The following is a 19,003-nucleotide window of genomic DNA, read 5'->3' as shown; positions in this document are numbered from 1 at the left end:
GTAGTATGCGCGGCGTTTTTTTTCATATAATGCCAACAGGGCGCCCCAGGGGTGGGGGGGGGGGTTGGAGTAAAAGGTTGTTTACCCCCCCCCGCCACAAGGACGTTCCTTTTCCCTCCGAACAAGCCCCGACATGTTCAGACCTCTCTTCGTATTTATTGGCACGCGTTATACCCGTGCAAAGCGTCGCAATCATTTTGTGTCATTCATTTCCCTGACCTCGATGATCGGACTCGCCCTCGGCGTGGTCGTGATGATCGTCGTGCTGTCGGTGATGAACGGCTTCGATCATGAAATGCGCACCCGCGTGCTGGGCATGGTGCCCCACGCGACCATCGAGTCCGGTGAGCCGATCAGCGACTGGCAAAGCCTGGCCGCCCAGGTCAAGCAGAATCCACAGGTGGCGGCGGTCGCGCCCTTCGTCCAGATGCAGGGATTGCTGACCAACAACGGCAAGGTTTCCAAAGTGCTGCTCAATGCCATCGACCCTGTGCAGGAACGGCAGGTGTCGATCATTGATAACTTCATGCAGCAGGGCAAACTCGATGACTTGGCGCCGGGCAGTTTCGGCATCGTCATCGGCGACAAGGCCGCGGCCAAACTCGGCGTGGCGGTAGGCGACAAACTCACGTTTGTCGCGCCGGAAGTCACCGTGACCCCGGCCGGGATGTTCCCGCGCATGAAGCGCTTTACCGTGGTCGGCATCTTTCATGTCGGCGCCGGCGAGATCGACGGCTATCTGGGCATCACCCATCTGCAGGATCTGGCGAAGCTGCACCGCTGGAAGCCGGATCAGGTGCAGGGCCTGCGCTTGAAGTTCGATGACCTGTTCCAGGCACCACGCGTGGCGTGGACCATCGCTCAGCAACTTGGCGAAGATCAGTATTACGCTCGCGACTGGACCCGAACCCACGGAAACCTGTATCAAGCAATCCGCATGGAAAAAGCCATGATCGGCCTGCTCTTGCTGCTGATCGTCGCCGTGGCGGCGTTCAATATCATTTCCACGCTGGTGATGGTGGTGAACGACAAGAAGGGCGACATCGCGATCCTGCGCACCCTCGGCTCTACGCCAGGGCAGATCATGGCGATCTTCATGGTCCAGGGTACGGTCATTGGTGTGGTCGGTACGCTGATCGGCGCCGTGGTCGGGATCTTCGCCGCACTGAACGTCAGCGCCGCGATTTCTGCCCTTGAAGGGCTGATCGGCCATAAATTCCTGAACGCTGACGTGTATTTCATCGATTACCTGCCGTCGCAAGTGCAGAGCCAGGACGTGTTGATGGTCTGCGCCGCCGCGTTGGTTCTGAGTTTCCTCGCCACCCTGTATCCAGCCTGGCGTGCCGCGCGCACCCAGCCTGCGGAGGCGCTACGTTATGAGTGAGTCGGGCATGAGTGATAAAGCAATCTTGAGCTGCCGCAACCTGGGCAAATCCTACGTGGAAGGTCCGGAATCGGTAGAGGTTCTGGCGGGTCTGCAACTGGAATTGCACCCCGGTGAGCGCGTGGCGATCGTCGGCACCTCGGGTTCGGGCAAAAGTACCTTGCTCAACCTGCTGGGCGGCCTCGATACGCCGACCAAGGGCAGCGTCTGGCTGGCCGGTGAAGAACTCTCGGCACTGAACGAAAAGGCCCGTGGCCTGCTGCGCAACCGGTCGCTGGGTTTCGTTTACCAGTTCCACCACTTGCTGCCTGAGTTCACCGCGCTGGAAAACGTCTGCATGCCGTTGCTGATCGGTAGAACCGCGATCCCCGAAGCGCGTCAGCGTGCGACGGCGTTGCTGGAGCGGGTAGGGCTGGGCCATCGTCTGGAGCACAAGCCGGCAGAATTGTCCGGTGGCGAACGCCAGCGTGTGGCCATCGCCCGCGCCCTGGTGAACAAGCCAGGCTTGGTGATGCTCGACGAGCCAACCGGCAACCTCGACTCCCACACCGCCCAGGGCATTCAGGATTTGATGCTCGAACTCAGCACCTCGATGCGCACCGCGTTCCTGGTGGTGACCCACGACATGAACCTGGCTCGCCAGATGGATCGCGTCCTGCATTTGCAGGAAGGTTACCTGACCCCCATCTGATTGACCGAAACCCGGCGTACTGAACAGTACGTCGGGTCTTTTATTTTTATACGGTGCCCAGCGAATGTTCAGACCGTTATCGATCTTTATCGGCGCGCGCTATACCCGCGCCAAGCGCCGCAATCGCTTTGTTTCCTTCATCTCGATGACCTCGATGATCGGCCTCGCCCTGGGCGTGCTGGCGATGATCGTCGTGTTGTCGGTAATGAATGGCTTCCAGCGCGAAATGAGTTCGCGCATTCTCGGCATGGTGCCCCACGCGACCATCGTCGGTGTGAACCCTATCGACGATTGGCAGCCGGTGGCCGCCGCGGCGATGAAGAATCCTGAAGTGACGGCGGCGGTGCCGTTCACCGAGATGGAAGGCATGCTGTCCTACAAGGGCACGATGCAGCCGATCCAGGTCAGTGGTGTCGACCCGGCGCTGGAAGGCCAGGTGTCGATCGTTGCCAAGCACATTGTTCAGGGGCGTCTGGACGCCTTGAAGCCCGGCGAGTTCGGCGTGGTGATCGGTGAGATCACTGCACGACGCTTTCGCTTGAGCGTTGGCGACAGGATCACCCTGATCGTGCCGGAAATCAGCACCGCACCGGGCGGCATCACCCCGCGCATGCAACGACTGAATGTGGTCGGCGTGTTCAAGGTTGGCGCCGAGCTGGACGGCTCCATGGCGCTGATCCACCTCGCTGATGCCGCGCAGATGCAACACTGGCAACCGAATCAGGTGCAGAGCGTGCGCCTGGCGGTGAAGGACCTGTACGCCGCGCCACAAGTGTCGAGCGACATCGCGACAGGCCTCGGCGCTGCCTACAAGGCTGACGACTGGACCCACACCCAGGGCAGTCTGTTCAGCGCGATGAAGATGGAAAAAACCATGATCGGCCTGCTGTTGTTGATGATCGTTGCAGTGGCGGCATTCAACATCATCGCCACTCTGATCATGGTGGTGAACGACAAGGGGGCGGACATCGCGATACTTCGCACCATCGGCGCGACACCTCGGCAGATCATGGCGATCTTCATGGTGCAGGGCACGGTGATCGGAGTCGTCGGCACTTTGATTGGCGGCGTGCTGGGCGTGATTGCAGCGCTGAACGTCAGTGGACTGGTGGGCTGGATGGAGCGGGTCAGCGGGCAACACATCTTCAGTTCCGACGTGTACTTTGTCAGTAACTTGCCGTCGGAACTGCAGGGCGCGGATGTGTTGTTGATCTGTTCCGCCGGTTTCATCATGAGCTTTTTGGCGACGGTGTATCCGGCGTGGCGGGCAGCGAAAGTGGAGCCGGCTACTGCGTTGCGGTATTCGTGAGTCGTTCAGTCGTTTTCGCGGGCAAGCCTCGCTCCTACAGGCGCGACTCTCTGTCATGCCAACCTTTGTGGCGAGCGTGCTTGCTCGCGTTGGGCTGCGTAGCGGCCCCAAAAATCTGATAACAATCACTGATTTTTGTGAGTGCTACGCACTCAAGCGGGAGCAAGCTCCCTCGCCACAGGTTACTCACTGACTCAAGACTCTTAAGTGAACAGAATTACGTTCCTGCCCGAAGGGCTTGTCGCTCAGGTTCCCTGGTTCATGTTGACATCGCGCATTAATAACCCAAAGCGCAGATCCACCGCATCCGGTATCGGCAAATACACCGTGTGCCCATCCCCCGGTGCCACGTCAACCGCCTCGCCTTTGGCGTTCTGCAACTGGTGCAAATCGAAGTGGAAATTGCCCTTGGGCGTCATCAGTTCCATGTGATCACCCAGACCAAAGCGATTCTTTACCCGCACTTCCGCCAGCCGATCCCGGCGTTCGCCGGTCAACTCGCCCACGAACTGCTGGCGCTCTGAAACCGAACTGCCATTCTGGTAGTTCTGATATTCATCATGCACATGTCGACGCAGAAAACCTTCGGTGTAACCACGTTGGGCCAGGGATTCAAGGTCGGTCATCAAGCTGCGATCAAACGTTCGGCCTGCCACTGCATCATCGATTGCGCGGCGATACACCTGAGTCGTGCGCGCGCAATAGAAATGCGATTTGGTCCGGCCTTCGATCTTCAATGAATGCACGCCCATTTGCGTCAGACGCTCGACATGCTGCACGGCGCGCAAGTCCTTGGCGTTCATGATGTAGGTGCCGTGTTCGTCCTCGAATGCCGGCATCAGGTCGTCGGGGCGATTGGCTTCTTGTAGCAGGAACACTTGATCGGTCGGCGCACCGATGCCCAGGGTTGGTTCGGGGCGGAACTGCTGGACGATTTCACCGAGCTGATTTTCGCTGGCCGGTGTCGCCGAGTATTTCCAGCGACAGGCGTTGGTGCAACTGCCCTGATTGGCGTCGCGCCTGTTCATATACCCCGACAACAGACAGCGCCCGGAATAGGCCATGCACAACGCGCCGTGGACGAACACTTCCAGCTCCATCGCCGGGACGTGCTGACGGATTTCGGCGATTTCTTCCAGCGACAGTTCGCGGGACAAAATGATCCGGTTCAAGCCCTGTTGCTGCCAGAACTCGACGCTGGCCCAGTTCACGGTGTTGGCCTGTACTGAGAGATGGATCGGCATCTGCGGGAAGTGCCGACGTACCAGCATGATCAAACCGGGGTCGGACATGATCAGCGCATCCGGCGCCATGGCGATTACCGGTTCAAGGTCCTTCAAGAATGTTTTGAGCTTGGCGTTGTGCGGGGCGATGTTCACCACCACGTAAAAGCGTTTGCCCTGAGCCTGGGCTTCGGTAATGCCGAGGGCGAGGTTGGCATGGTCGAATTCGTTGTTACGCACCCGCAGGCTGTAGCGCGGCTGGCCGGCATATACCGCGTCGGCGCCGTAGGCGAAGGCATAACGCATGTTTTTCAGGGTGCCGGCAGGTGCAAGCAATTCCGGGGGCGTGAGCGTCATGGCGCAGGTCATGGCAGTATCGATCGCAAAAGCCGGCAAGGGTAAATGGCTTATCCGTGGGGTTTATTGATCTGGATCTATGCTTGATGAATAAACGGATGGCACTCGTGCGAGCCGTGGCGGACTAAATACCAGAACGCGCAAACGGCGCCCCTGCGCACTGACATGGATCGGACATGAACGAAACGAAGCTGCAAAACACCTCGCTGATGGTCTTGCTGACGCTGGTGAGCATCGCCTTCATCTGGATTCTGCTGCCGTTTTACGGTGCGGTGTTCTGGGCGGTCATTCTCGGTATTCTGTTTGCGCCGTTGCAGCACCAACTGCAACGCAGGTTCGGCTTGCCCCACAATCTCACGGCCCTGTGCACCTTGATTCTCTGTGTACTGATTGCGATCTTGCCGGTAATCACCATCAGTACCTTGTTGGTTCAAGAAGGTGCGGCGCTCTACAACAAAATCGAAAGCGGCGAACTGGACATTGCCGGGTATGTGTCACAGTTCAAGCAAAGCCTGCCGCCGTATTTTCAGTACGTGCTCGATCGTTTCGGCATGGGCGAGTTGAGCGGGTTACGGGAAAAAATCATCAAGAGCACGATGCAGGGCAGCCAGTTTGTCGCGACCAAGGCGTTCAGTTTTGGTCAGGGCACATTCGAGTTCGTGGTGGGTTTTTTTGTCATGCTCTATCTGCTGTTTTTCTTCCTGCGGGACGGGTCCGAACTGGCGCGCAAAGTACGTGCGGCGATACCCCTGGAAGATACCCAGAAGCGCCGTTTGCAACTCAAGTTCAATCGTGTGGTGCGAGCCACGGTGAAGGGCAACGTGGTGGTGGCGATCACGCAAGGGGCATTGGGTGGTTTTATTTTCTGGTTTCTGGACATCCCGAGCGTACTGCTCTGGGCGGTGTTGATGGCGTTTCTGTCGCTGTTGCCAGCGGTGGGCGCGGGGATCGTCTGGATACCGGTTGCAGCGTATTTCCTGTTCACTGGCGCGATGTGGCAGGCCACGGTGCTCACGTTGTTTGGCGTATTCGTGATCGGCCTGGTGGACAACGTCCTGCGACCGATTCTGGTGGGCAAGGACACCAAAATGCCAGACTACCTGATCCTGATCTCGACCTTGGGCGGCCTGGCGCTTTTTGGCTTGAACGGTTTTGTCATCGGCCCGTTGATCGCGGCATTGTTCGTATCGAGCTGGGCGATTTTCATCGATTCCAAGCCCAAAATTCAGCTGCCTTAAGCACTGAGCTGGCCCGAGCCGATACGTTGTGACAAGGCTTGGGCGGCGGGAAGCGAAGTGAGTGGACCGCTGATAGGCTCGCCGTCCTGCATCAGATACCAACAAGCGAGTAACCCTCTCGCCCTGAGCGTTGCGGGAACGGCGCTGCCGATAACAGACATGATCTGGACCTGAGTCATAAGTACCTCCATTAATCTATGGAGCTACCTTACGGATCGGACGCTTGAACGGACAATCAACGCTTTCGATAGTCGTCATTGATGCCAATGAGTCCTGCGTTCAATCCACTACTTGATCGAGCATATGCACCAGTTCCCGCTCATTGAGCAGGCCTTTGCGCACCAGGTTTTCTGCCAGCAGCGAGAGAAACTTTGCGCTGCGATGGCCTTCCAGGTGTTTGAGTTCGGTCAGTGCGTTGTACACCTTGCCGGAAGTGCACAAGCCGACAATACGATGCGGGTTTTGTGTGGGCATGTAGGCCGTCCTTGTTGTTATCAACCTGTTGTTTATGGACAGTTCCAAGCTTGCGGACCTGACATGGCATAAATATGACCAACTTTAGCTGTCGATACTGTCCCGACAGCGACCTTGGCGAGATGTATTCAGACTGCGTCCAGCCAGTGGTCATAAAAAGGCCCCGCTGTTACAGCGGGGCCTGATAAGCGTGTTACCAGCGGTCGCCACGATAATAGCCATGGGGATGGCCGTAATAGCCGCGTGGTGGACCATACGCACGTGGCGGACCGTAATAGATGGGGGCCGGGCGGTAGTAATAGATCGGTTGTTGTACGTACACCGGCGCCGGTTGGTAATAAACAGGCGGTGGCTGCACGTATACCGGTTGTGGCTGCACGTAAACCGGTTGCTCGACATACACTGGCCGGTCACGACTGATAATTGCTGAGCCGATGATTGCCGAGCCGACGATCGCACCAAACACAGCCGGACCTTCCCAGCCACGACCACCTGCATCTGCCTGCCCTGCGATAGCGAGAGCACCGATCAGCAGGGCTACTGTGGGGATTTTACGGATCATGATAGTTCCTCGGTTCTTCGACCCGGCGCTCGCGTCTGCAATAGACTCAAGTTGTCGCGGGGATACTTCTAAGACAGCTTTTTTCTGAAAATCAGCACAGCCATTGGGTAAATTTTGTGTAAGGTCTGTACCGGCTTCTTTACGCTCCTGTGTGCCTACCGTGGACAGGCTTTTATGATTGATCAGACCTGATGGAATGGCTAATCCCGTCCATCTGAAAGTGTTATTGAAGGAGATTGCAATGCAGATGAACCCCAACAGAGACACTCAATTGTGCATGTCGCTTTCGGGGCGTCCCGGCAACTTCGGCCTGCGGTTTCACAACCATCTGTACGAACAACTGGGTCTGAATTTCTACTACAAGGCTTTCAGCAGCCAGGACTTGCCGGGCGCCGTGGGCGGCATCCGCGCCTTGGGCATTCGGGGGTGCGGAGTATCGATGCCGTTCAAGGAGGCTTGTATTGCGTTGGTCGATGAGCTGGATGCATCGGCTGAAGCTATCCAATCGATCAACACTATCGTCAACACCAACGGTCACCTGAAGGCTTACAACACCGATTACATCGCCATTGCCCAATTGCTTGAAACCCATCAAGTGCCCAAGGATTCGACTTTTGCCCTGCGCGGCAGCGGCGGCATGGCCAAGGCTGTGGCCAGTGCGTTGCGTGATGGCGGCTACGAAAACGGCGTAATCGTGGCCCGTAACGAGCCCGCCGGGCGTGCATTGGCTGAATCGTTGGGTTACTCATGGCAGGCGGAGTTGGGAAGCGACCGCCCGCGGATGCTGATCAACGTCACGCCCATTGGCATGGCGGGCGGGCCGGAAGCGGATCAACTGGCGTTCGAGCCAGAAGCCATCGCTGCGGCCGAGACTGTCTTCGATGTGGTAGCAATCCCCTCGGAAACACCGTTGATCGTGCGCGGTCGTGCCGAAGGCAAACGGGTCATCACCGGGCTGGAAGTGATTGCGATCCAGGCACTGGAACAGTTCGTGTTGTACACCGGCGTGCGGCCGACTGATGAGCAATTCCAGAAAGCCGTAGCGTTTGCCCGCAGCTGACAGTTGACTGTACTGGCCCCATCGCGGGCAAGCCCGCTCCCACAGGTCCAGCGTTGGGAACGGACTTGCCCACTCGGCTTCCTGCCAACCCCCCAAGAGTTGAACGCAAACCCGTGGCGAGGGGGCTTGCCCCCCGTTCGGCTGCGAAGCAGTCGTAAACCCGTTACTTGGGATTTTAATTTGAAATGCCGAGGCCGCTTCGCGACCCAACGGGGGCAAGCACGGGCGTCTGTTTGGCTATTCGAGGCGAGCCAAGCGCTCTTCCAGTGCCGCAATCCGCGCTTCAAGCTCTTCGATTCGCTCAACCGACACGCCGCTACTGGTACTACGTTCCACCGGATTCTGTCGGGCAGCCAGGATCGCTTCGATATCCGCCGGATCGCCCAGTGCATGCATGTAACGGTCTTCGCGCTGGCCAGCCTGGCGCGGGATCAATAGCGCCAGGCCTCTGGCGATCAAACGCTCAAGTTGATGCACCACCTGCTCGGCGTCTTCGAAGTCGTGCATGCGGCCACTGCGGGTCAGTAGTTCGTTGACCGTCTGCGGGCCACGCAGAAACAACAACCCCGTCAGAATCACCTGCGCCGGCACCAGTTCCAGCGCCTTGTCGACCCGATGCTCCCAGCGGTCGGCACGGCTGCCCATCACCAGTCTGGTAAAGCCGCGCCCCTCCAGGACGCGCAAGCTCTGGCCGACCTGGCCCTGGCTCAAGTTCATCACCGGTTCGCGGCTGGTTTTCTGATTACAGGCAATCACCAGCGCATTGAGCGTCAGCGGATAAGTTTCCGGGCTAGTGGCCTGTTTCTCGATCAACGAGCCCAGAATACGAATTTCCGTGCTGTTGAGCCGCGGTTCGTCGAAGGTCGTTTCTTGCTCAGTGCTCATCGCGCTTTTCCCTATGCAGTCGAAGCATGCAGTCGAAGCCGACTAGCCTAATCCTTGCAGGATAAAAGACAAGCCGCAGGGCAGTCGCGCATGGCTATAATCGCTCCACGTTTTTACTCCTGTCACCACACGAGACCAATCATGACTATTTCCCTCTACGCCGCTTCCGTTCCGGTTTTCCAGCAAATGCTCAATGCCCTGAGCAACAACCTGAGCAAGGCCGAAGCCCACGCTACCGCGAAAAACATCGACCCGAACGCGTTCCTGCAAGCCCGTCTGTACCCGGACATGTTCCCGTTGGTGCGTCAGGTACAGATCGCGGTAGATTTCGCCAAAGGCGTATCGGCGCGTCTGGCTGAAGTCGAATTGCCGAAATATGACGACACCGAAACCACCTTCGCCGAACTGCAAGCATTGATCGCCAAGGTTCTGGCCTTCATCGGCGAGATCAAGCCTGAGCAGATCAACGGCAAGGAAGGCATCGAGATCGTTACCCGTCCGGGCACCCCTAAAGAGAAGCGCTTCACTGGCCAGGCTTACTTGCTGAGCTACGGTTTGCCGCAGTTTTTCTTCCACGTCACCACCGCTTACGCACTGCTGCGTCACAATGGCGTGGAAGTGGGCAAGCGCGATTACATGGGCGCGTTCTAAACCGCCAGGAACAAAAAAGCCCGCCAAGGTGTAAACCTTGGCGGGCTTTTTCATTTTGCTGTCCTACGGGAACGTTGTTACGCCAGACGCTGGGCTTCCCGGGCTTTCTGGGTCTTCTGATCCTCGCCCTGGCACGCCGCTGCGGTGAACAACACGTCAGTGGAGGAGTTCAGCGCGGTTTCCGCCGAGTCCTGCAACACACCGATGATGAAGCCGACCGCGACCACTTGCATGGCGATTTCGCTCGGGATGCCGAACAGGCTGCATGCCAGCGGAATCAGCAACAGCGAGCCGCCGGCCACGCCCGAGGCGCCACAGGCGCAGATTGCCGCGACAATGCTGAGCAGGATGGCCGTCGGAATATCCACGGCGATGCCCATGGTGTGCACGGCGGCGAGGGTCAACACGGTGATGGTGATCGCCGCACCGGCCATGTTGATGGTAGCGCCGAGCGGGATCGACACCGAATAGGTATCTTCGTGCAGACCCAGACGCTTGCTCAGTTCCAGGTTGACCGGGATGTTCGCCGCCGAACTGCGAGTGAAAAACGCAGTGATGCCGCTCTCGCGCAGGCAGGTGAATACCAGCGGATACGGATTGCGACGCAGCTTCCAGAACACGATCGCCGGGTTCATCACCAGCGCCACGAACAGCATGCAGCCCAGCAACACGGCCAGCAGATGCATGTAACCGATCAAGGCGCCGAAACCGGAAGTGGCGAGGGTCGAGGCCACCAGGCCGAAGATCCCCAGCGGCGCAAAGCGGATCACCACCCGCACGATAACCGTTACGCCATTGGACAAATCACCCAGCACCTCGCGGGTGGTTGCACCGGCATGGCGAATCGCAATGCCCATGCCGATCGCCCACGCGAGAATACCAATGAAATTGGCGTTCATCAGTGCGCTGACCGGGTTATCGACCACGCTCAGTGCCAGGCTTTGCAGCACTTCGCTGATGCCGCCCGGTGCGCTCACCGCAACATCCTGGGTAGCCAGCACCAGGCTCGACGGAAACAGCGTACTGGCGACCACTGCCACGACGGCTGCCGCGAAGGTGCCCAGCAAATACAGAAACAGAATCGGCCGGATGTGGGTTTCCTGGCCATGTTTATGGTTGGCAATCGACGCCATGACCAACACGAATACCAGAATCGGCGCGACAGCCTTGAGTGCCGACACGAACACTTTGCCAATGAAGGCGGTGGACTTGGCCAACTCGGGCGCGAACAACGCCAAGGCAATCCCGGCGATCAGGCCGATGATGATTTGGGTGACCAGGCTGCTGCGTTTCAGGCGTTGCAAGAGCGAAGGGGATGAAGCGGTCATAACGGCATCTCTGATTTTATTAGGGTGCAGGGTTCTGCTCATGCAGCAAAAAGCCGGGCAGGCCACATGGAGGGAACCGAAGGGTCGCTACATCAATGCCTTGAGGCCGATGAGCAAAGTATAAGTACCGCGGGCCGCGGACTTTATCACAGCGTAGCCATGATCCTTCAGACCTGTGACGATCTGCCGCCCGATGGCTCAACGCGATTTGCAGGTTCGTGCAACCTCGTCCGCAAACACTCTGTTAAGCTTCGCCATCCTCATTTTCAAGTTTTGCCAGTGAGCCTTCGGGCTGTCGCTGGTGTCGTCGTTTTCTGGAGTTCTGCATGCTGTTGCCCATTCTTCTGTTGTCCGCCGCCGGTTTTACGGTGTTGACCACGGAATTCATCATCGTCGGCCTGTTGCCGGCAATCGCCCGTGACCTGAACGTCAGCATCCCGCAAGCGGGTTTGCTGGTGACCCTGTTCGCCTTTACCGTGGCCGCTTTCGGACCGTTCCTGACCGCGTACTTTGCAAGGTTTGAACGGCGCAAGCTGTTCATCAGTGTGCTGATCATGTTCGGCCTGGCCAACACGCTGGCGGCACTGGCGCCGAACATCGGCGTGATGGCCGTTGCGCGATTGATTCCGGCGCTGGGGTTGCCGGTGTTCTGGGCGTTGGCCAGTGAAACCGCAGTGGATATCGTTGGGCCGGACTACGCCGGGCGAGCAATCGCCAAGATCGGTTTCGGCATTGTCTGCGCCACGGTGTTCGGCATTCCCGTCGGCACGCTGATTTCCGATGCGTTCGGCTGGCGCAGTGCTTTCGGCATTCTGGCGGTGATCGCGTTTGCCAAGGCGTTGCTGCTGTTTATCTACCTGCCGAAAACCAACCTGCACCAGCATCAGGTGAGCTTCCGTTCGCAGTTCAAAATCCTGCGCAGCCCATTGATGTTGGGGCATGTGCTGTTATCGATCCTGGTATTCAGCGGCATGTTCACCGCGTACACCTACCTGGCGGACATTCTTGAGCGGCTTGCCGGTTTCAACGGCACGGTAGTCGGCTGGTGCCTGATGGGCTTTGGCGCGGTCGGCTTGATCGGCAACTCGCTGGGCGGCCGTGCGGTGGATCGACATCCGTTGATCGCTTCGGTGACATTCTGTGCCTTCATGATCGCCGGCATGGTGGCCTTGGTGCCGAACATTCACTCACCCCTCGGTCTGGCGGCAGCGATGGGAATTTGGGGCGTGACTCAGGCCGCGCTGTTCCTGGTCAGCCACGTGCGCCTGATGAAGGCTGCTCCTGAGGCACCGGCCTTCGCTGCATCGCTTAACATCGCCGGGGCCAATCTCGGAATTGGTCTGGGCGCGATGGTCGGTGGGCGAGTGATCGACCATGTGGGCCTGGGTGGCCTGGGATTCGCGGCGGCCGCTTTTATCCTGGTCTCGATCTTGTTGGCGATGGCGCTGATGACCTTCAAGCCTCGGGAAATCTGCGCCTGAGGCCTCACATCTCGACAAACAGCTCGCGTCGGGCGCCTTCGGTAATGGCGACAATGCCGGGGTGCTTGACTTTGCGTTCCACGGAGATGGCGTAGAACGACTCTCGTACCGCATCGGTCTGGCCGATCAACTCCACGTCGCATTGGCGTTTCACTTCGTCGGCAATCACGCTCGGGCCGATGAATATTCCGCTGCCGGATTGGCCGAAGGCCTGCATCAGGGCGCTGTCGTCGAATTCGCCGACGATCCGCGGCTGGATCTGCTGTTCGGCAAACCAGCGTTGCAAGCGACTGCGCACCACGGTTTCCGGCCCGGGAATCAACAGTGGGGCGCCGTGCAGGCTATGGGGGAATTGCTGGCCATACCGCGTCGCCAATTCTGTGGTGGCGAAGAAGCTGATGCCGCATTCGCCGAGCTTCTGGCTGTAGCCCTTGATGTCCAGATTGGAGGGCATCGGGCTGTCGGAAATCACCAGGTCAAGGCGCTGAATCGCCAGGTCGGCAAGCAAGCGTTCCAGTTTGTCTTCGCGACAGGTGATACGCAGGGGCTCGCTCAATTCCATGGTCGGTGCGATCAGGCGATAAACGATGGATTTGGGCACCACGTCGGCGACGCCTACCCGAAACAGAATCTGTTGCTCATTGGGCTGCGCCCGCAGCATCAATTCCAGTTCGCCACCGAGTTGGAACATCTGCTCGGCGTAAGGGAGCGTCTGACGCCCGGCTTCGGTGAGTTCCAGCTGCCGGCCGACCCGGCGAAACAACTCGATGCCATAGGTTTGCTCGAGCAGGGAAATCTGCCCGCTGATGGTCTGTGGCGTCAGGTTCAATTGCTCGCAGGCGCGCACAATGCTGCCGGTCTTGGCCACCACCCAGAAATAATGCAGCTGCCGGTAATTCAACATGTTGGTGAAACCCCTTGTTCACATCATCCGTGGGCGTACGCCATATGGATTCGTTAAAACCGAAGTATAACCGCTGAAAATACGAATTTTTCTGAAGTGTTCGCTTCCTTAGAATGCTTCGTCATCGACGGATCGCCTTTTCGGTTCTGTCTGTTCTATCGAGGGAAGCATCATGAAGCTTAAAACCACGGCTCTGTTAATCACGTCTTTACTGGTGTTGGCCGGTTGCGACCAGGCCGAGAAAAGCGCTCAGCAATTGATGGGCAAGGCTGCCGAAAGCGCCAAACAGGCGATTGACGATACCCACAAAGCGGCAGAGCAAGCGCTTAGCGATGCCACGGGCGGTTTGATCAGTAAAAAAGAACAATCGGCCAAAGAGACGGACAAAACCGACTCTTCGTCCCAGGAAATCTAAACCGTTTAAACGAGTCAGGACTGACCCATGGAATATTTTTTAGAACTTGCTGCAAGCCCCACCGCCTGGGTCGCCCTGGCCACGCTGGTGGTGATGGAAATCGTACTCGGCATCGATAACCTGATCTTTATCTCGATCCTCACCAACAAACTGCCCGAACAGCATCGCCAGAAAGCGCGGCGCATCGGTATTGGCATGGCGTTGATCCTGCGCCTGGCGCTGTTGAGCACCATTGCGTTCATCGTCCAACTGACCGAGCCGGTGATCGATATTCTCGGCCAGGCGTTCTCTTGGAAGGACATGATCCTGATTGCCGGTGGCCTGTTCCTGTTGTGGAAGGCGACCACCGAGATCCATCACAGCCTGGACCCGGCGCCGGATGATCCGACCTCGGCCACCTCGACCGTGACCCTGGGTTTTGCTGCTGCGATCGGTCAGATCCTGATGCTGGACATGGTGTTCTCCATCGACAGCATCATTACCGCCGTCGGCATGACCGAGCATTTGCCCATCATGATCATCGCGGTGGTGGTGTCGGTACTGGTGATGTTGCTGGCCGCAGACCCTCTGGCCAAGTTCATCAACGACAACCCGACGGTGGTGATGCTGGCGCTGGGCTTCCTGATCATGATCGGTATGACGCTGATCGCCGAAGGTTTCGGCGCCCACGTACCGAAAGGCTACATCTACGCGGCCATGGCGTTCTCGGCCACCATCGAAGGCTTGAACATGCTGTCGCGTCGGGTAAAGCAGAAGCGCATCGCCGCTCAAGCGTAACCTTCGTTAAATGAAACGGCCGCCTGAACTTGAAAAAAGTCCAGGCGGCCGTTTTCGTTTGGATAATCGAGAAACGCCGGTCAGTGCGCGGTGGCGGGGCGGGCAGCCGGCTGATCGGTTTTCGCCGCGGGCGCCGATTGAGCCGGGTGGTGATGATGCCGGCGGGTAATGCGCAAAACGCCCCACAGCATGGCTGTGGCCACGGCCAGCCAGCCGAAGATCAACATTACAATGGTCATTGTCAGGCTCATCAGTGCCTCCTCTTTGCCCTGCATCGGGCACTCGCACACACTTTGCAACTGACAGTCTAGCCCTTGCTGTATTTCAGGCTATTGACCAAAGGTCGTTTGGCACCAACCTGTTCGCTCTATCGAATGCAATCAACTGCCGGTTAAGGCTATACCGCTGCCGTGCGGCGTCCTATGATCGACGGCCAAGCCGGGAGTGCCGATACCCGGCGTCTGAACAAGAGAGTGATGATGGTGCGGGTATTTTCTCGAATTCGATCTTTAGTGCTGATCGCTGGCTGTGTTGCCGGCCTGGCGGGTTGTGCGGGAAGCGTGGCGCCTGAGATCAAACGTCTGCCAGAGCGTGTTGAACTCAGCGGTACATTTTATCGAGGGCAAAGTTACCAAAGCGGGCCCCAGGTGCTAGCCAGCCTGCTGTCCGGGCAGGGCATCGTGATAACCCCGGGGTTGCTCGACAAACCCCTGCATTTGCCGGGGGCCGAGGACCGTTTGCAGCAGAACATGCAAGATCTTGCCCGTGAATACGGGATGGTGGTCTATCCCCTCGACAGCCATTTGCCGGCGCTGCTGGCCCAGGTTGCGGCCGGTTACCCGGTAATGGTGCGCTTCACTGAAGGCGCAGCGTTCTGGGCAGAACCCCGATACGCCATCCTTGCCGGTTATAACCGGCAGAAACAGACAGTGTTGCTGCGCGCCGGGATGGATCGTCGGTTGCTGATGGGTTTCAGCGCCTTTGAATCGGCGTTCGAGAATGCCGGTGGCTGGGCCGTATTGATCCAGAAGCCCGACCAGATTCCGGCCAATGTCGATCAGCAGCGCTGGCTGAAAGCGGCGAGCGATCTTGCCCAGTCAGGTCAAGAACGAGCGGCAGCCCGGGCGAAAAAAGCGTTGAGCGCACCGTAGTTCCGTTCGTCATCTTGCAGGGCACCACTCAGGGTTATTGGTCTCTCATATAAAGGGCCCGGTTACTTTACCGGGTCGTGATCAGGAGGCGCCCATGGCTCATTCCAATACCCCTGTCGGCCCGCACTCATCCGAGCATTCGTCTGATAATGAGTTGGGCTTCGACCCCGATTCTCCGGACCTCGCCGATCCTCAGGTCGATCCCATCGGCCCTGCCAAAGCGCCGAAGGATGTAAAGCCGGGTGAGGCGGGAAAAAAGGCTCCCGCGAAGCCTTACGATCCACTTGGCGATCTCAAACCCAAGTCCTAGTGAGGTGCATATGTCTACCGATTCGAGCTTCGACGACAAACGTCCAGATCCTCCAGACAGTGTTCCAACCACCCCCGAGGCGGATCTGGATCCGGTGATGGACCCGGACAGCCCATTGCGGGACCCGTTGGCCAGGCCGACCGTGGTACCCACCAAGCATCCGCAAGGCTGGAAAGACCCAAGTGCGGGGGATGGCATTCCGGATGACGATCAGATGCCGTTGCCCAATGATTAGTCCTGGATAAAAAAAGCCCCGAAAATTCGGGGTTTTTTTATTTTGGAGGCGTTTGGGGTTTATTTCGATGCTTCAACCACGCCGGTTTGGCGATGCTTGAGATTTTTGTCGGATTTGTACTGCAGGGCTACGGCCGGCACGCTGGCGCTCTTGCCGGTTTCGACCCAGCTGCGAATCCGGCTGGCATCGGCAAAGTGCGTGTACTTGCCGAAGGCATCGAGAATCACCAGTGCCATCGGCCGATCGCTCATGTGGGTCACCAGCACCAGGCAGTGGCCGGCCGCGTTGGTAAAGCCGGTTTTGGTCAGTCTGATGTCCCAGTTTGGCTTGTTGACCAAATGGTCGGTGTTGCGAAAACCCAGGCTGTAATTGGGTTTACGGAACCTGACGGTTTTTTCCTTGGTGGTGCTCAGTTGAGTCAATAGCGGGTATTTGTGTGCAGCGATCAGCAGCTTGCTCAGGTCGCGAGCGGTGGACACATTGCGAGGGGAGAGGCCTGTCGGTTCGACAAAGTGCGTACTGGTCATTCCCAGCGCTTTGGCTTTTGCGTTCATGGCGGCAATGAACGCGACATAACCGCCCGGATAGTGATGAGCCAGGCTGGCAGCTGCACGGTTTTCCGAGGACATCAGGGCAATCAGCAGCATCTCTCGGCGGGGCAATTCGCTTTTGAGCTTGACCCGGGAAAACACGCCTTTCATTTCCGGGGTGTCGCTGATGTTGATGGAAAGATATTCGTCCATGTTCTGCCGGGCTTCTACCACCACCAGACCAGTCATCAGTTTGCTGACGGATGCGATTGGCACTACGACGTCAGGGTTGCTGGCATAGATCACTTTGTTGGTTTGCATATCCATCAGCAAGACACTGCCGGAAGCGATCTTCAGTTGTGAGGTGTCTCGAGGTGCGGCGGTGGTTTCTGCAGCGTTGATCGTTGGCGTGGTGAAAGTCCCTGTAAATGCAAAAAACAGGCTCAGAATTGAAAGACGGATTTTCACGCTGGCGGACTCATAAAAGGTGGATATACCGTTTTGTAACGGGCTGTTTCTTTAAAAAGCGACGCATTTTAGGAGTATGGCTGAAGAACTGTCGATGGTTGTTCGATGTTCGATGAAAGTGCCTGGGCGCCCGATAAAAACGGTTTTTTCCGGCGGATGGTCGAGTTTTTTCTGCAGGCAAAAAGAACCCCGCGACTGGCGGGGTTCCTTTATGCGGCGTTGCAAGCCAGGGTGAACTCAGCCGTGCAGCGTTTCCGCGGCGTACAGCGTGTTTTCCAGCAGGCAGGCGCGGGTCATCGGGCCAACGCCACCCGGCACCGGAGTGATCCAGCCGGCGCGGGGCAGGGCGGTTTCATAGATCACGTCACCGACCAGCTTGCCGTCTTCCTGGCGATTGATGCCGACGTCGATCACGATCGCGCCTTCCTTGATCCACTCACCTTTGACCAGCCCCGGCTTGCCAGCGGCCACTACCACCAGGTCGGCGCGACCGACATGGCCCGCCAGGTCTTTGGTGAAACGGTGGGTAACGGTCACGGTGCAACCGGCCAGTAGCAGTTCCATTGCCATCGGACGGCCAACAATGTTGGACGCCCCGACAATGACCGCGTCCATCCCGTACAGATCGGCACCGGTGCTTTCCAGCAGCGTCATGATGCCTTTTGGTGTGCACGGACGCAGCAGCGGAATACGTTGGGCCAGACGGCCGACGTTATAAGGGTGGAAACCGTCGACATCCTTGTCAGGACGAATGCGCTCCAGCAATTTGGAGGCGTCCAGATGCTCGGGTAGGGGCAGCTGAAGCAGAACGCCGTCAATTGCCGGGTCCTCGTTCAGGCGATCGATCAGATCGGCCAGTGCTTCTTGAGTGGTTTCGGCAGGCAGGTCATAGGCTTGGGAAAGGAAGCCGACCTCTTCACAGTCTTTACGCTTGTGCGAGACATAAACCTGAGAGGCAGGATCGCTGCCGACCAGGATCACCGCGAGGCCTGGCGTGCGCAGACCTTGCTGGCGACGCTCGGCGACTCGTTTGGCGATCTGCTGGCGCAGGCTGGCGGCGATCGATTTGCCGTCGATTAGTTGTGCAGTCATTGCGCGTGATTAACCATCGAGAGGGGAAAAAAAGAGAGCGCATTCTCGCATGTCATGAGGTGAGGGCAAAGGCGCTTGGTCTGCAAATTCCCCTAACTCCTTTAATTAAATGAATTTTTTTTAAAAAGGATTTGACGACCTCCGGGGGGCTCTATACTATTCGTCGCACTTGTCGGGCACAGCCTAGCACTGGTTGAGAAGGTCGAGCGGAGTTACGCTTCCGCAAGACTGTAAAGCACTTAGTTTGTAGTCCTTCAAGGGTACAGATTAACAAGGCGCCCGTAGCTCAGCTGGATAGAGCATCCGCCTTCTAAGCGGATGGTCGCAGGTTCGAGTCCTGCCGGGTGCGCCATTAGGCAGCTTTGGCACAAGTAGCGCGATATGGTGGGCGTAGCTCAGTTGGTAGAGCACGGGATTGTGACTCCCGTTGTCGTGGGTTCGATCCCCATCGTCCACCCCATATTTCGAAAGGCGCCAG

22 protein-coding genes and 2 tRNA genes are annotated in these 19,003 nt (G+C 58.0%); 14 read left to right on the top strand and 10 right to left on the bottom strand.

The window, feature by feature from the left end; all coding sequences use genetic code 11:
* The first annotated feature begins 133 nt into the window (after positions 1 to 133).
* The 3 genes from BZL43_RS20425 to BZL43_RS20415 all read left to right on the top strand — a co-directional run bounded on the left by BZL43_RS20425 (position 134) and on the right by BZL43_RS20415 (position 3,384).
* A complete protein-coding gene (locus tag BZL43_RS20425; RefSeq protein ID WP_095633972.1) occupies positions 134 to 1,384 on the top strand; it encodes a lipoprotein-releasing ABC transporter permease subunit in 1,251 nt (416 codons plus the stop codon).
* Between the two features lie 7 nt (positions 1,385 to 1,391).
* Positions 1,392 to 2,075 carry a lipoprotein-releasing ABC transporter ATP-binding protein LolD gene (gene lolD, locus BZL43_RS20420; protein ID WP_168185125.1) on the top strand — a complete coding sequence of 228 codons (684 nt, stop codon included), beginning with the start codon at positions 1,392 to 1,394 and terminating at the stop codon, positions 2,073 to 2,075.
* A 64-nt stretch (positions 2,076 to 2,139) separates the two neighbouring features.
* Positions 2,140 to 3,384 (top strand): lipoprotein-releasing ABC transporter permease subunit, encoded by a 1,245-nt coding sequence (locus BZL43_RS20415; RefSeq protein WP_095633970.1) that lies wholly within the window; start codon positions 2,140 to 2,142, stop codon positions 3,382 to 3,384.
* 245 nt (positions 3,385 to 3,629) lie between these two features.
* On the opposite strand, the gene yegQ is transcribed toward BZL43_RS20415, so the two are convergent.
* Positions 3,630 to 4,964 (bottom strand): tRNA 5-hydroxyuridine modification protein YegQ, encoded by a 1,335-nt coding sequence (yegQ, locus tag BZL43_RS20410; RefSeq protein ID WP_095633973.1) that lies wholly within the window; start codon positions 4,962 to 4,964, stop codon positions 3,630 to 3,632.
* A gap of 176 nt (positions 4,965 to 5,140) precedes the next feature.
* On the opposite strand from yegQ, the gene BZL43_RS20405 reads away from it, so the two are divergent.
* Positions 5,141 to 6,202 (top strand): AI-2E family transporter, encoded by a 1,062-nt coding sequence (locus tag BZL43_RS20405; protein WP_095633969.1) that lies wholly within the window; start codon positions 5,141 to 5,143, stop codon positions 6,200 to 6,202.
* On the opposite strand, the gene BZL43_RS28630 is transcribed toward BZL43_RS20405, so the two are convergent.
* The 3 genes from BZL43_RS28630 to BZL43_RS20390 all read right to left on the bottom strand — a co-directional run bounded on the left by BZL43_RS28630 (position 6,199) and on the right by BZL43_RS20390 (position 7,238).
* On the bottom strand, positions 6,199 to 6,381 hold the full coding sequence (locus BZL43_RS28630; protein ID WP_095633968.1) for a hypothetical protein: 183 nt from the start codon (positions 6,379 to 6,381) through the stop codon (positions 6,199 to 6,201). The genes BZL43_RS20405 and BZL43_RS28630 overlap by 4 nt on opposite strands.
* A 100-nt stretch (positions 6,382 to 6,481) precedes the next feature.
* Positions 6,482 to 6,676 (bottom strand): hypothetical protein, encoded by a 195-nt coding sequence (locus BZL43_RS20395; RefSeq protein WP_095633967.1) that lies wholly within the window; start codon positions 6,674 to 6,676, stop codon positions 6,482 to 6,484.
* A 193-nt stretch (positions 6,677 to 6,869) separates the two neighbouring features.
* The gene (locus BZL43_RS20390) at positions 6,870 to 7,238 is read right to left on the bottom strand and encodes a hypothetical protein (protein ID WP_095633966.1); all 369 of its coding nucleotides are present in this window, start codon (positions 7,236 to 7,238) and stop codon (positions 6,870 to 6,872) included.
* A 241-nt stretch (positions 7,239 to 7,479) separates the two neighbouring features.
* Between BZL43_RS20390 and BZL43_RS20385 the strand changes: the two genes are divergently transcribed.
* Positions 7,480 to 8,298 carry a shikimate 5-dehydrogenase gene (locus tag BZL43_RS20385; RefSeq protein WP_095633965.1) on the top strand — a complete coding sequence of 273 codons (819 nt, stop codon included), beginning with the start codon at positions 7,480 to 7,482 and terminating at the stop codon, positions 8,296 to 8,298.
* A gap of 237 nt (positions 8,299 to 8,535) precedes the next feature.
* Here BZL43_RS20385 and BZL43_RS20380 read toward each other — a convergent pair whose 3' ends face one another.
* Positions 8,536 to 9,183: a YceH family protein gene (locus BZL43_RS20380; protein ID WP_095633964.1), complete on the bottom strand. Its 648-nt coding sequence runs from the start codon at positions 9,181 to 9,183 to the stop codon at positions 8,536 to 8,538.
* Between the two features lie 141 nt (positions 9,184 to 9,324).
* On the opposite strand from BZL43_RS20380, the gene BZL43_RS20375 reads away from it, so the two are divergent.
* The gene (locus tag BZL43_RS20375; protein WP_095633963.1) at positions 9,325 to 9,834 is read left to right on the top strand and encodes a DUF1993 family protein; all 510 of its coding nucleotides are present in this window, start codon (positions 9,325 to 9,327) and stop codon (positions 9,832 to 9,834) included.
* 77 nt (positions 9,835 to 9,911) lie between these two features.
* Here BZL43_RS20375 and sstT read toward each other — a convergent pair whose 3' ends face one another.
* Positions 9,912 to 11,162 (bottom strand): serine/threonine transporter SstT, encoded by a 1,251-nt coding sequence (sstT, locus tag BZL43_RS20370; RefSeq protein WP_095633962.1) that lies wholly within the window; start codon positions 11,160 to 11,162, stop codon positions 9,912 to 9,914.
* A 326-nt stretch (positions 11,163 to 11,488) separates the two neighbouring features.
* Here sstT and BZL43_RS20365 point away from each other — a divergent pair, with 326 nt between their 5' ends.
* Positions 11,489 to 12,643 (top strand): MFS transporter, encoded by a 1,155-nt coding sequence (locus tag BZL43_RS20365; protein ID WP_095633961.1) that lies wholly within the window; start codon positions 11,489 to 11,491, stop codon positions 12,641 to 12,643.
* A gap of 4 nt (positions 12,644 to 12,647) precedes the next feature.
* Here the strand turns inward: BZL43_RS20365 and nhaR are convergent, their stop codons facing one another.
* Positions 12,648 to 13,547 (bottom strand): transcriptional activator NhaR, encoded by a 900-nt coding sequence (nhaR, locus tag BZL43_RS20360; protein ID WP_095633960.1) that lies wholly within the window; start codon positions 13,545 to 13,547, stop codon positions 12,648 to 12,650.
* Positions 13,548 to 13,719: 172 nt separating this feature from the next.
* On the opposite strand from nhaR, the gene BZL43_RS20355 reads away from it, so the two are divergent.
* Both BZL43_RS20355 and BZL43_RS20350 read left to right on the top strand, forming a co-directional pair.
* A complete protein-coding gene (locus BZL43_RS20355) occupies positions 13,720 to 13,962 on the top strand; it encodes a hypothetical protein (protein WP_095633959.1) in 243 nt (80 codons plus the stop codon).
* A gap of 27 nt (positions 13,963 to 13,989) precedes the next feature.
* On the top strand, positions 13,990 to 14,739 hold the full coding sequence (locus BZL43_RS20350; protein ID WP_095633958.1) for a TerC family protein: 750 nt from the start codon (positions 13,990 to 13,992) through the stop codon (positions 14,737 to 14,739).
* Positions 14,740 to 14,819: 80 nt separating this feature from the next.
* On the opposite strand, the gene BZL43_RS28325 is transcribed toward BZL43_RS20350, so the two are convergent.
* Entirely contained in the window at positions 14,820 to 14,990 is a 171-nt protein-coding gene (locus BZL43_RS28325; protein ID WP_168185124.1) for a hypothetical protein, read from the bottom strand.
* A 171-nt stretch (positions 14,991 to 15,161) separates the two neighbouring features.
* Here BZL43_RS28325 and BZL43_RS20345 point away from each other — a divergent pair, with 171 nt between their 5' ends.
* From BZL43_RS20345 to BZL43_RS20335, 3 genes are all read left to right on the top strand, one after another.
* Positions 15,162 to 15,890, top strand: coding sequence for a hypothetical protein (locus BZL43_RS20345; protein ID WP_095633957.1), 729 nt, complete (start codon positions 15,162 to 15,164; stop codon positions 15,888 to 15,890).
* A gap of 94 nt (positions 15,891 to 15,984) precedes the next feature.
* Positions 15,985 to 16,200, top strand: coding sequence for a DUF6021 family protein (locus BZL43_RS20340; RefSeq protein ID WP_095633956.1), 216 nt, complete (start codon positions 15,985 to 15,987; stop codon positions 16,198 to 16,200).
* A gap of 10 nt (positions 16,201 to 16,210) precedes the next feature.
* The gene (locus BZL43_RS20335) at positions 16,211 to 16,435 is read left to right on the top strand and encodes a hypothetical protein (RefSeq protein WP_095633955.1); all 225 of its coding nucleotides are present in this window, start codon (positions 16,211 to 16,213) and stop codon (positions 16,433 to 16,435) included.
* A gap of 59 nt (positions 16,436 to 16,494) precedes the next feature.
* Here the strand turns inward: BZL43_RS20335 and pbpG are convergent, their stop codons facing one another.
* Positions 16,495 to 17,433 carry a D-alanyl-D-alanine endopeptidase gene (gene pbpG, locus BZL43_RS20330; RefSeq protein ID WP_095633954.1) on the bottom strand — a complete coding sequence of 313 codons (939 nt, stop codon included), beginning with the start codon at positions 17,431 to 17,433 and terminating at the stop codon, positions 16,495 to 16,497.
* A gap of 237 nt (positions 17,434 to 17,670) precedes the next feature.
* Entirely contained in the window at positions 17,671 to 18,525 is an 855-nt protein-coding gene (gene folD / locus BZL43_RS20325) for a bifunctional methylenetetrahydrofolate dehydrogenase/methenyltetrahydrofolate cyclohydrolase FolD (RefSeq protein WP_095633953.1), read from the bottom strand.
* Between the two features lie 275 nt (positions 18,526 to 18,800).
* Between folD and BZL43_RS20320 the strand changes: the two genes are divergently transcribed.
* Together BZL43_RS20320 and BZL43_RS20315 are read left to right on the top strand one after the other, a co-directional pair.
* Positions 18,801 to 18,877, top strand: a tRNA-Arg gene (locus BZL43_RS20320).
* Positions 18,878 to 18,909: 32 nt separating this feature from the next.
* A tRNA-His gene (locus BZL43_RS20315) sits at positions 18,910 to 18,985 on the top strand.
* Positions 18,986 to 19,003 lie beyond the last annotated feature (18 nt).

Source organism: Pseudomonas sp. PICF141 (genome assembly GCF_002286815.1).
Classification (GTDB): domain Bacteria; phylum Pseudomonadota; class Gammaproteobacteria; order Pseudomonadales; family Pseudomonadaceae; genus Aquipseudomonas.
This window is presented reverse-complemented; position numbering and strand designations above follow the sequence as displayed.

What these genes read in the sequence shown, in the direction of transcription:
- lolD (WP_168185125.1), top strand. Translation starts at nt 1,392, where the DNA reads ATGAGTGATAAAGCAATCTTGAGCTGCCGCAACCTGGGCAAATCCTAC.
- BZL43_RS28325 (WP_168185124.1), bottom strand. Translation starts at nt 14,990, where the DNA reads ATGAGCCTGACAATGACCATTGTAATGTTGATCTTCGGCTGGCTGGCC.
- BZL43_RS20345 (WP_095633957.1), top strand. Translation starts at nt 15,162, where the DNA reads ATGATCGACGGCCAAGCCGGGAGTGCCGATACCCGGCGTCTGAACAAG.
- nhaR (WP_095633960.1), bottom strand. Translation starts at nt 13,547, where the DNA reads ATGTTGAATTACCGGCAGCTGCATTATTTCTGGGTGGTGGCCAAGACC.
- folD (WP_095633953.1), bottom strand. Translation starts at nt 18,525, where the DNA reads ATGACTGCACAACTAATCGACGGCAAATCGATCGCCGCCAGCCTGCGC.
- BZL43_RS28630 (WP_095633968.1), bottom strand. Translation starts at nt 6,381, where the DNA reads ATGACTCAGGTCCAGATCATGTCTGTTATCGGCAGCGCCGTTCCCGCA.
- BZL43_RS20390 (WP_095633966.1), bottom strand. Translation starts at nt 7,238, where the DNA reads ATGATCCGTAAAATCCCCACAGTAGCCCTGCTGATCGGTGCTCTCGCT.
- BZL43_RS20365 (WP_095633961.1), top strand. Translation starts at nt 11,489, where the DNA reads ATGCTGTTGCCCATTCTTCTGTTGTCCGCCGCCGGTTTTACGGTGTTG.
- BZL43_RS20405 (WP_095633969.1), top strand. Translation starts at nt 5,141, where the DNA reads ATGAACGAAACGAAGCTGCAAAACACCTCGCTGATGGTCTTGCTGACG.
- BZL43_RS20340 (WP_095633956.1), top strand. Translation starts at nt 15,985, where the DNA reads ATGGCTCATTCCAATACCCCTGTCGGCCCGCACTCATCCGAGCATTCG.
- BZL43_RS20415 (WP_095633970.1), top strand. Translation starts at nt 2,140, where the DNA reads ATGTTCAGACCGTTATCGATCTTTATCGGCGCGCGCTATACCCGCGCC.
- BZL43_RS20395 (WP_095633967.1), bottom strand. Translation starts at nt 6,676, where the DNA reads ATGCCCACACAAAACCCGCATCGTATTGTCGGCTTGTGCACTTCCGGC.
- BZL43_RS20385 (WP_095633965.1), top strand. Translation starts at nt 7,480, where the DNA reads ATGCAGATGAACCCCAACAGAGACACTCAATTGTGCATGTCGCTTTCG.
- BZL43_RS20425 (WP_095633972.1), top strand. Translation starts at nt 134, where the DNA reads ATGTTCAGACCTCTCTTCGTATTTATTGGCACGCGTTATACCCGTGCA.
- BZL43_RS20350 (WP_095633958.1), top strand. Translation starts at nt 13,990, where the DNA reads ATGGAATATTTTTTAGAACTTGCTGCAAGCCCCACCGCCTGGGTCGCC.
- BZL43_RS20355 (WP_095633959.1), top strand. Translation starts at nt 13,720, where the DNA reads ATGAAGCTTAAAACCACGGCTCTGTTAATCACGTCTTTACTGGTGTTG.
- yegQ (WP_095633973.1), bottom strand. Translation starts at nt 4,964, where the DNA reads ATGACGCTCACGCCCCCGGAATTGCTTGCACCTGCCGGCACCCTGAAA.
- BZL43_RS20380 (WP_095633964.1), bottom strand. Translation starts at nt 9,183, where the DNA reads ATGAGCACTGAGCAAGAAACGACCTTCGACGAACCGCGGCTCAACAGC.
- sstT (WP_095633962.1), bottom strand. Translation starts at nt 11,162, where the DNA reads ATGACCGCTTCATCCCCTTCGCTCTTGCAACGCCTGAAACGCAGCAGC.
- BZL43_RS20375 (WP_095633963.1), top strand. Translation starts at nt 9,325, where the DNA reads ATGACTATTTCCCTCTACGCCGCTTCCGTTCCGGTTTTCCAGCAAATG.
- BZL43_RS20335 (WP_095633955.1), top strand. Translation starts at nt 16,211, where the DNA reads ATGTCTACCGATTCGAGCTTCGACGACAAACGTCCAGATCCTCCAGAC.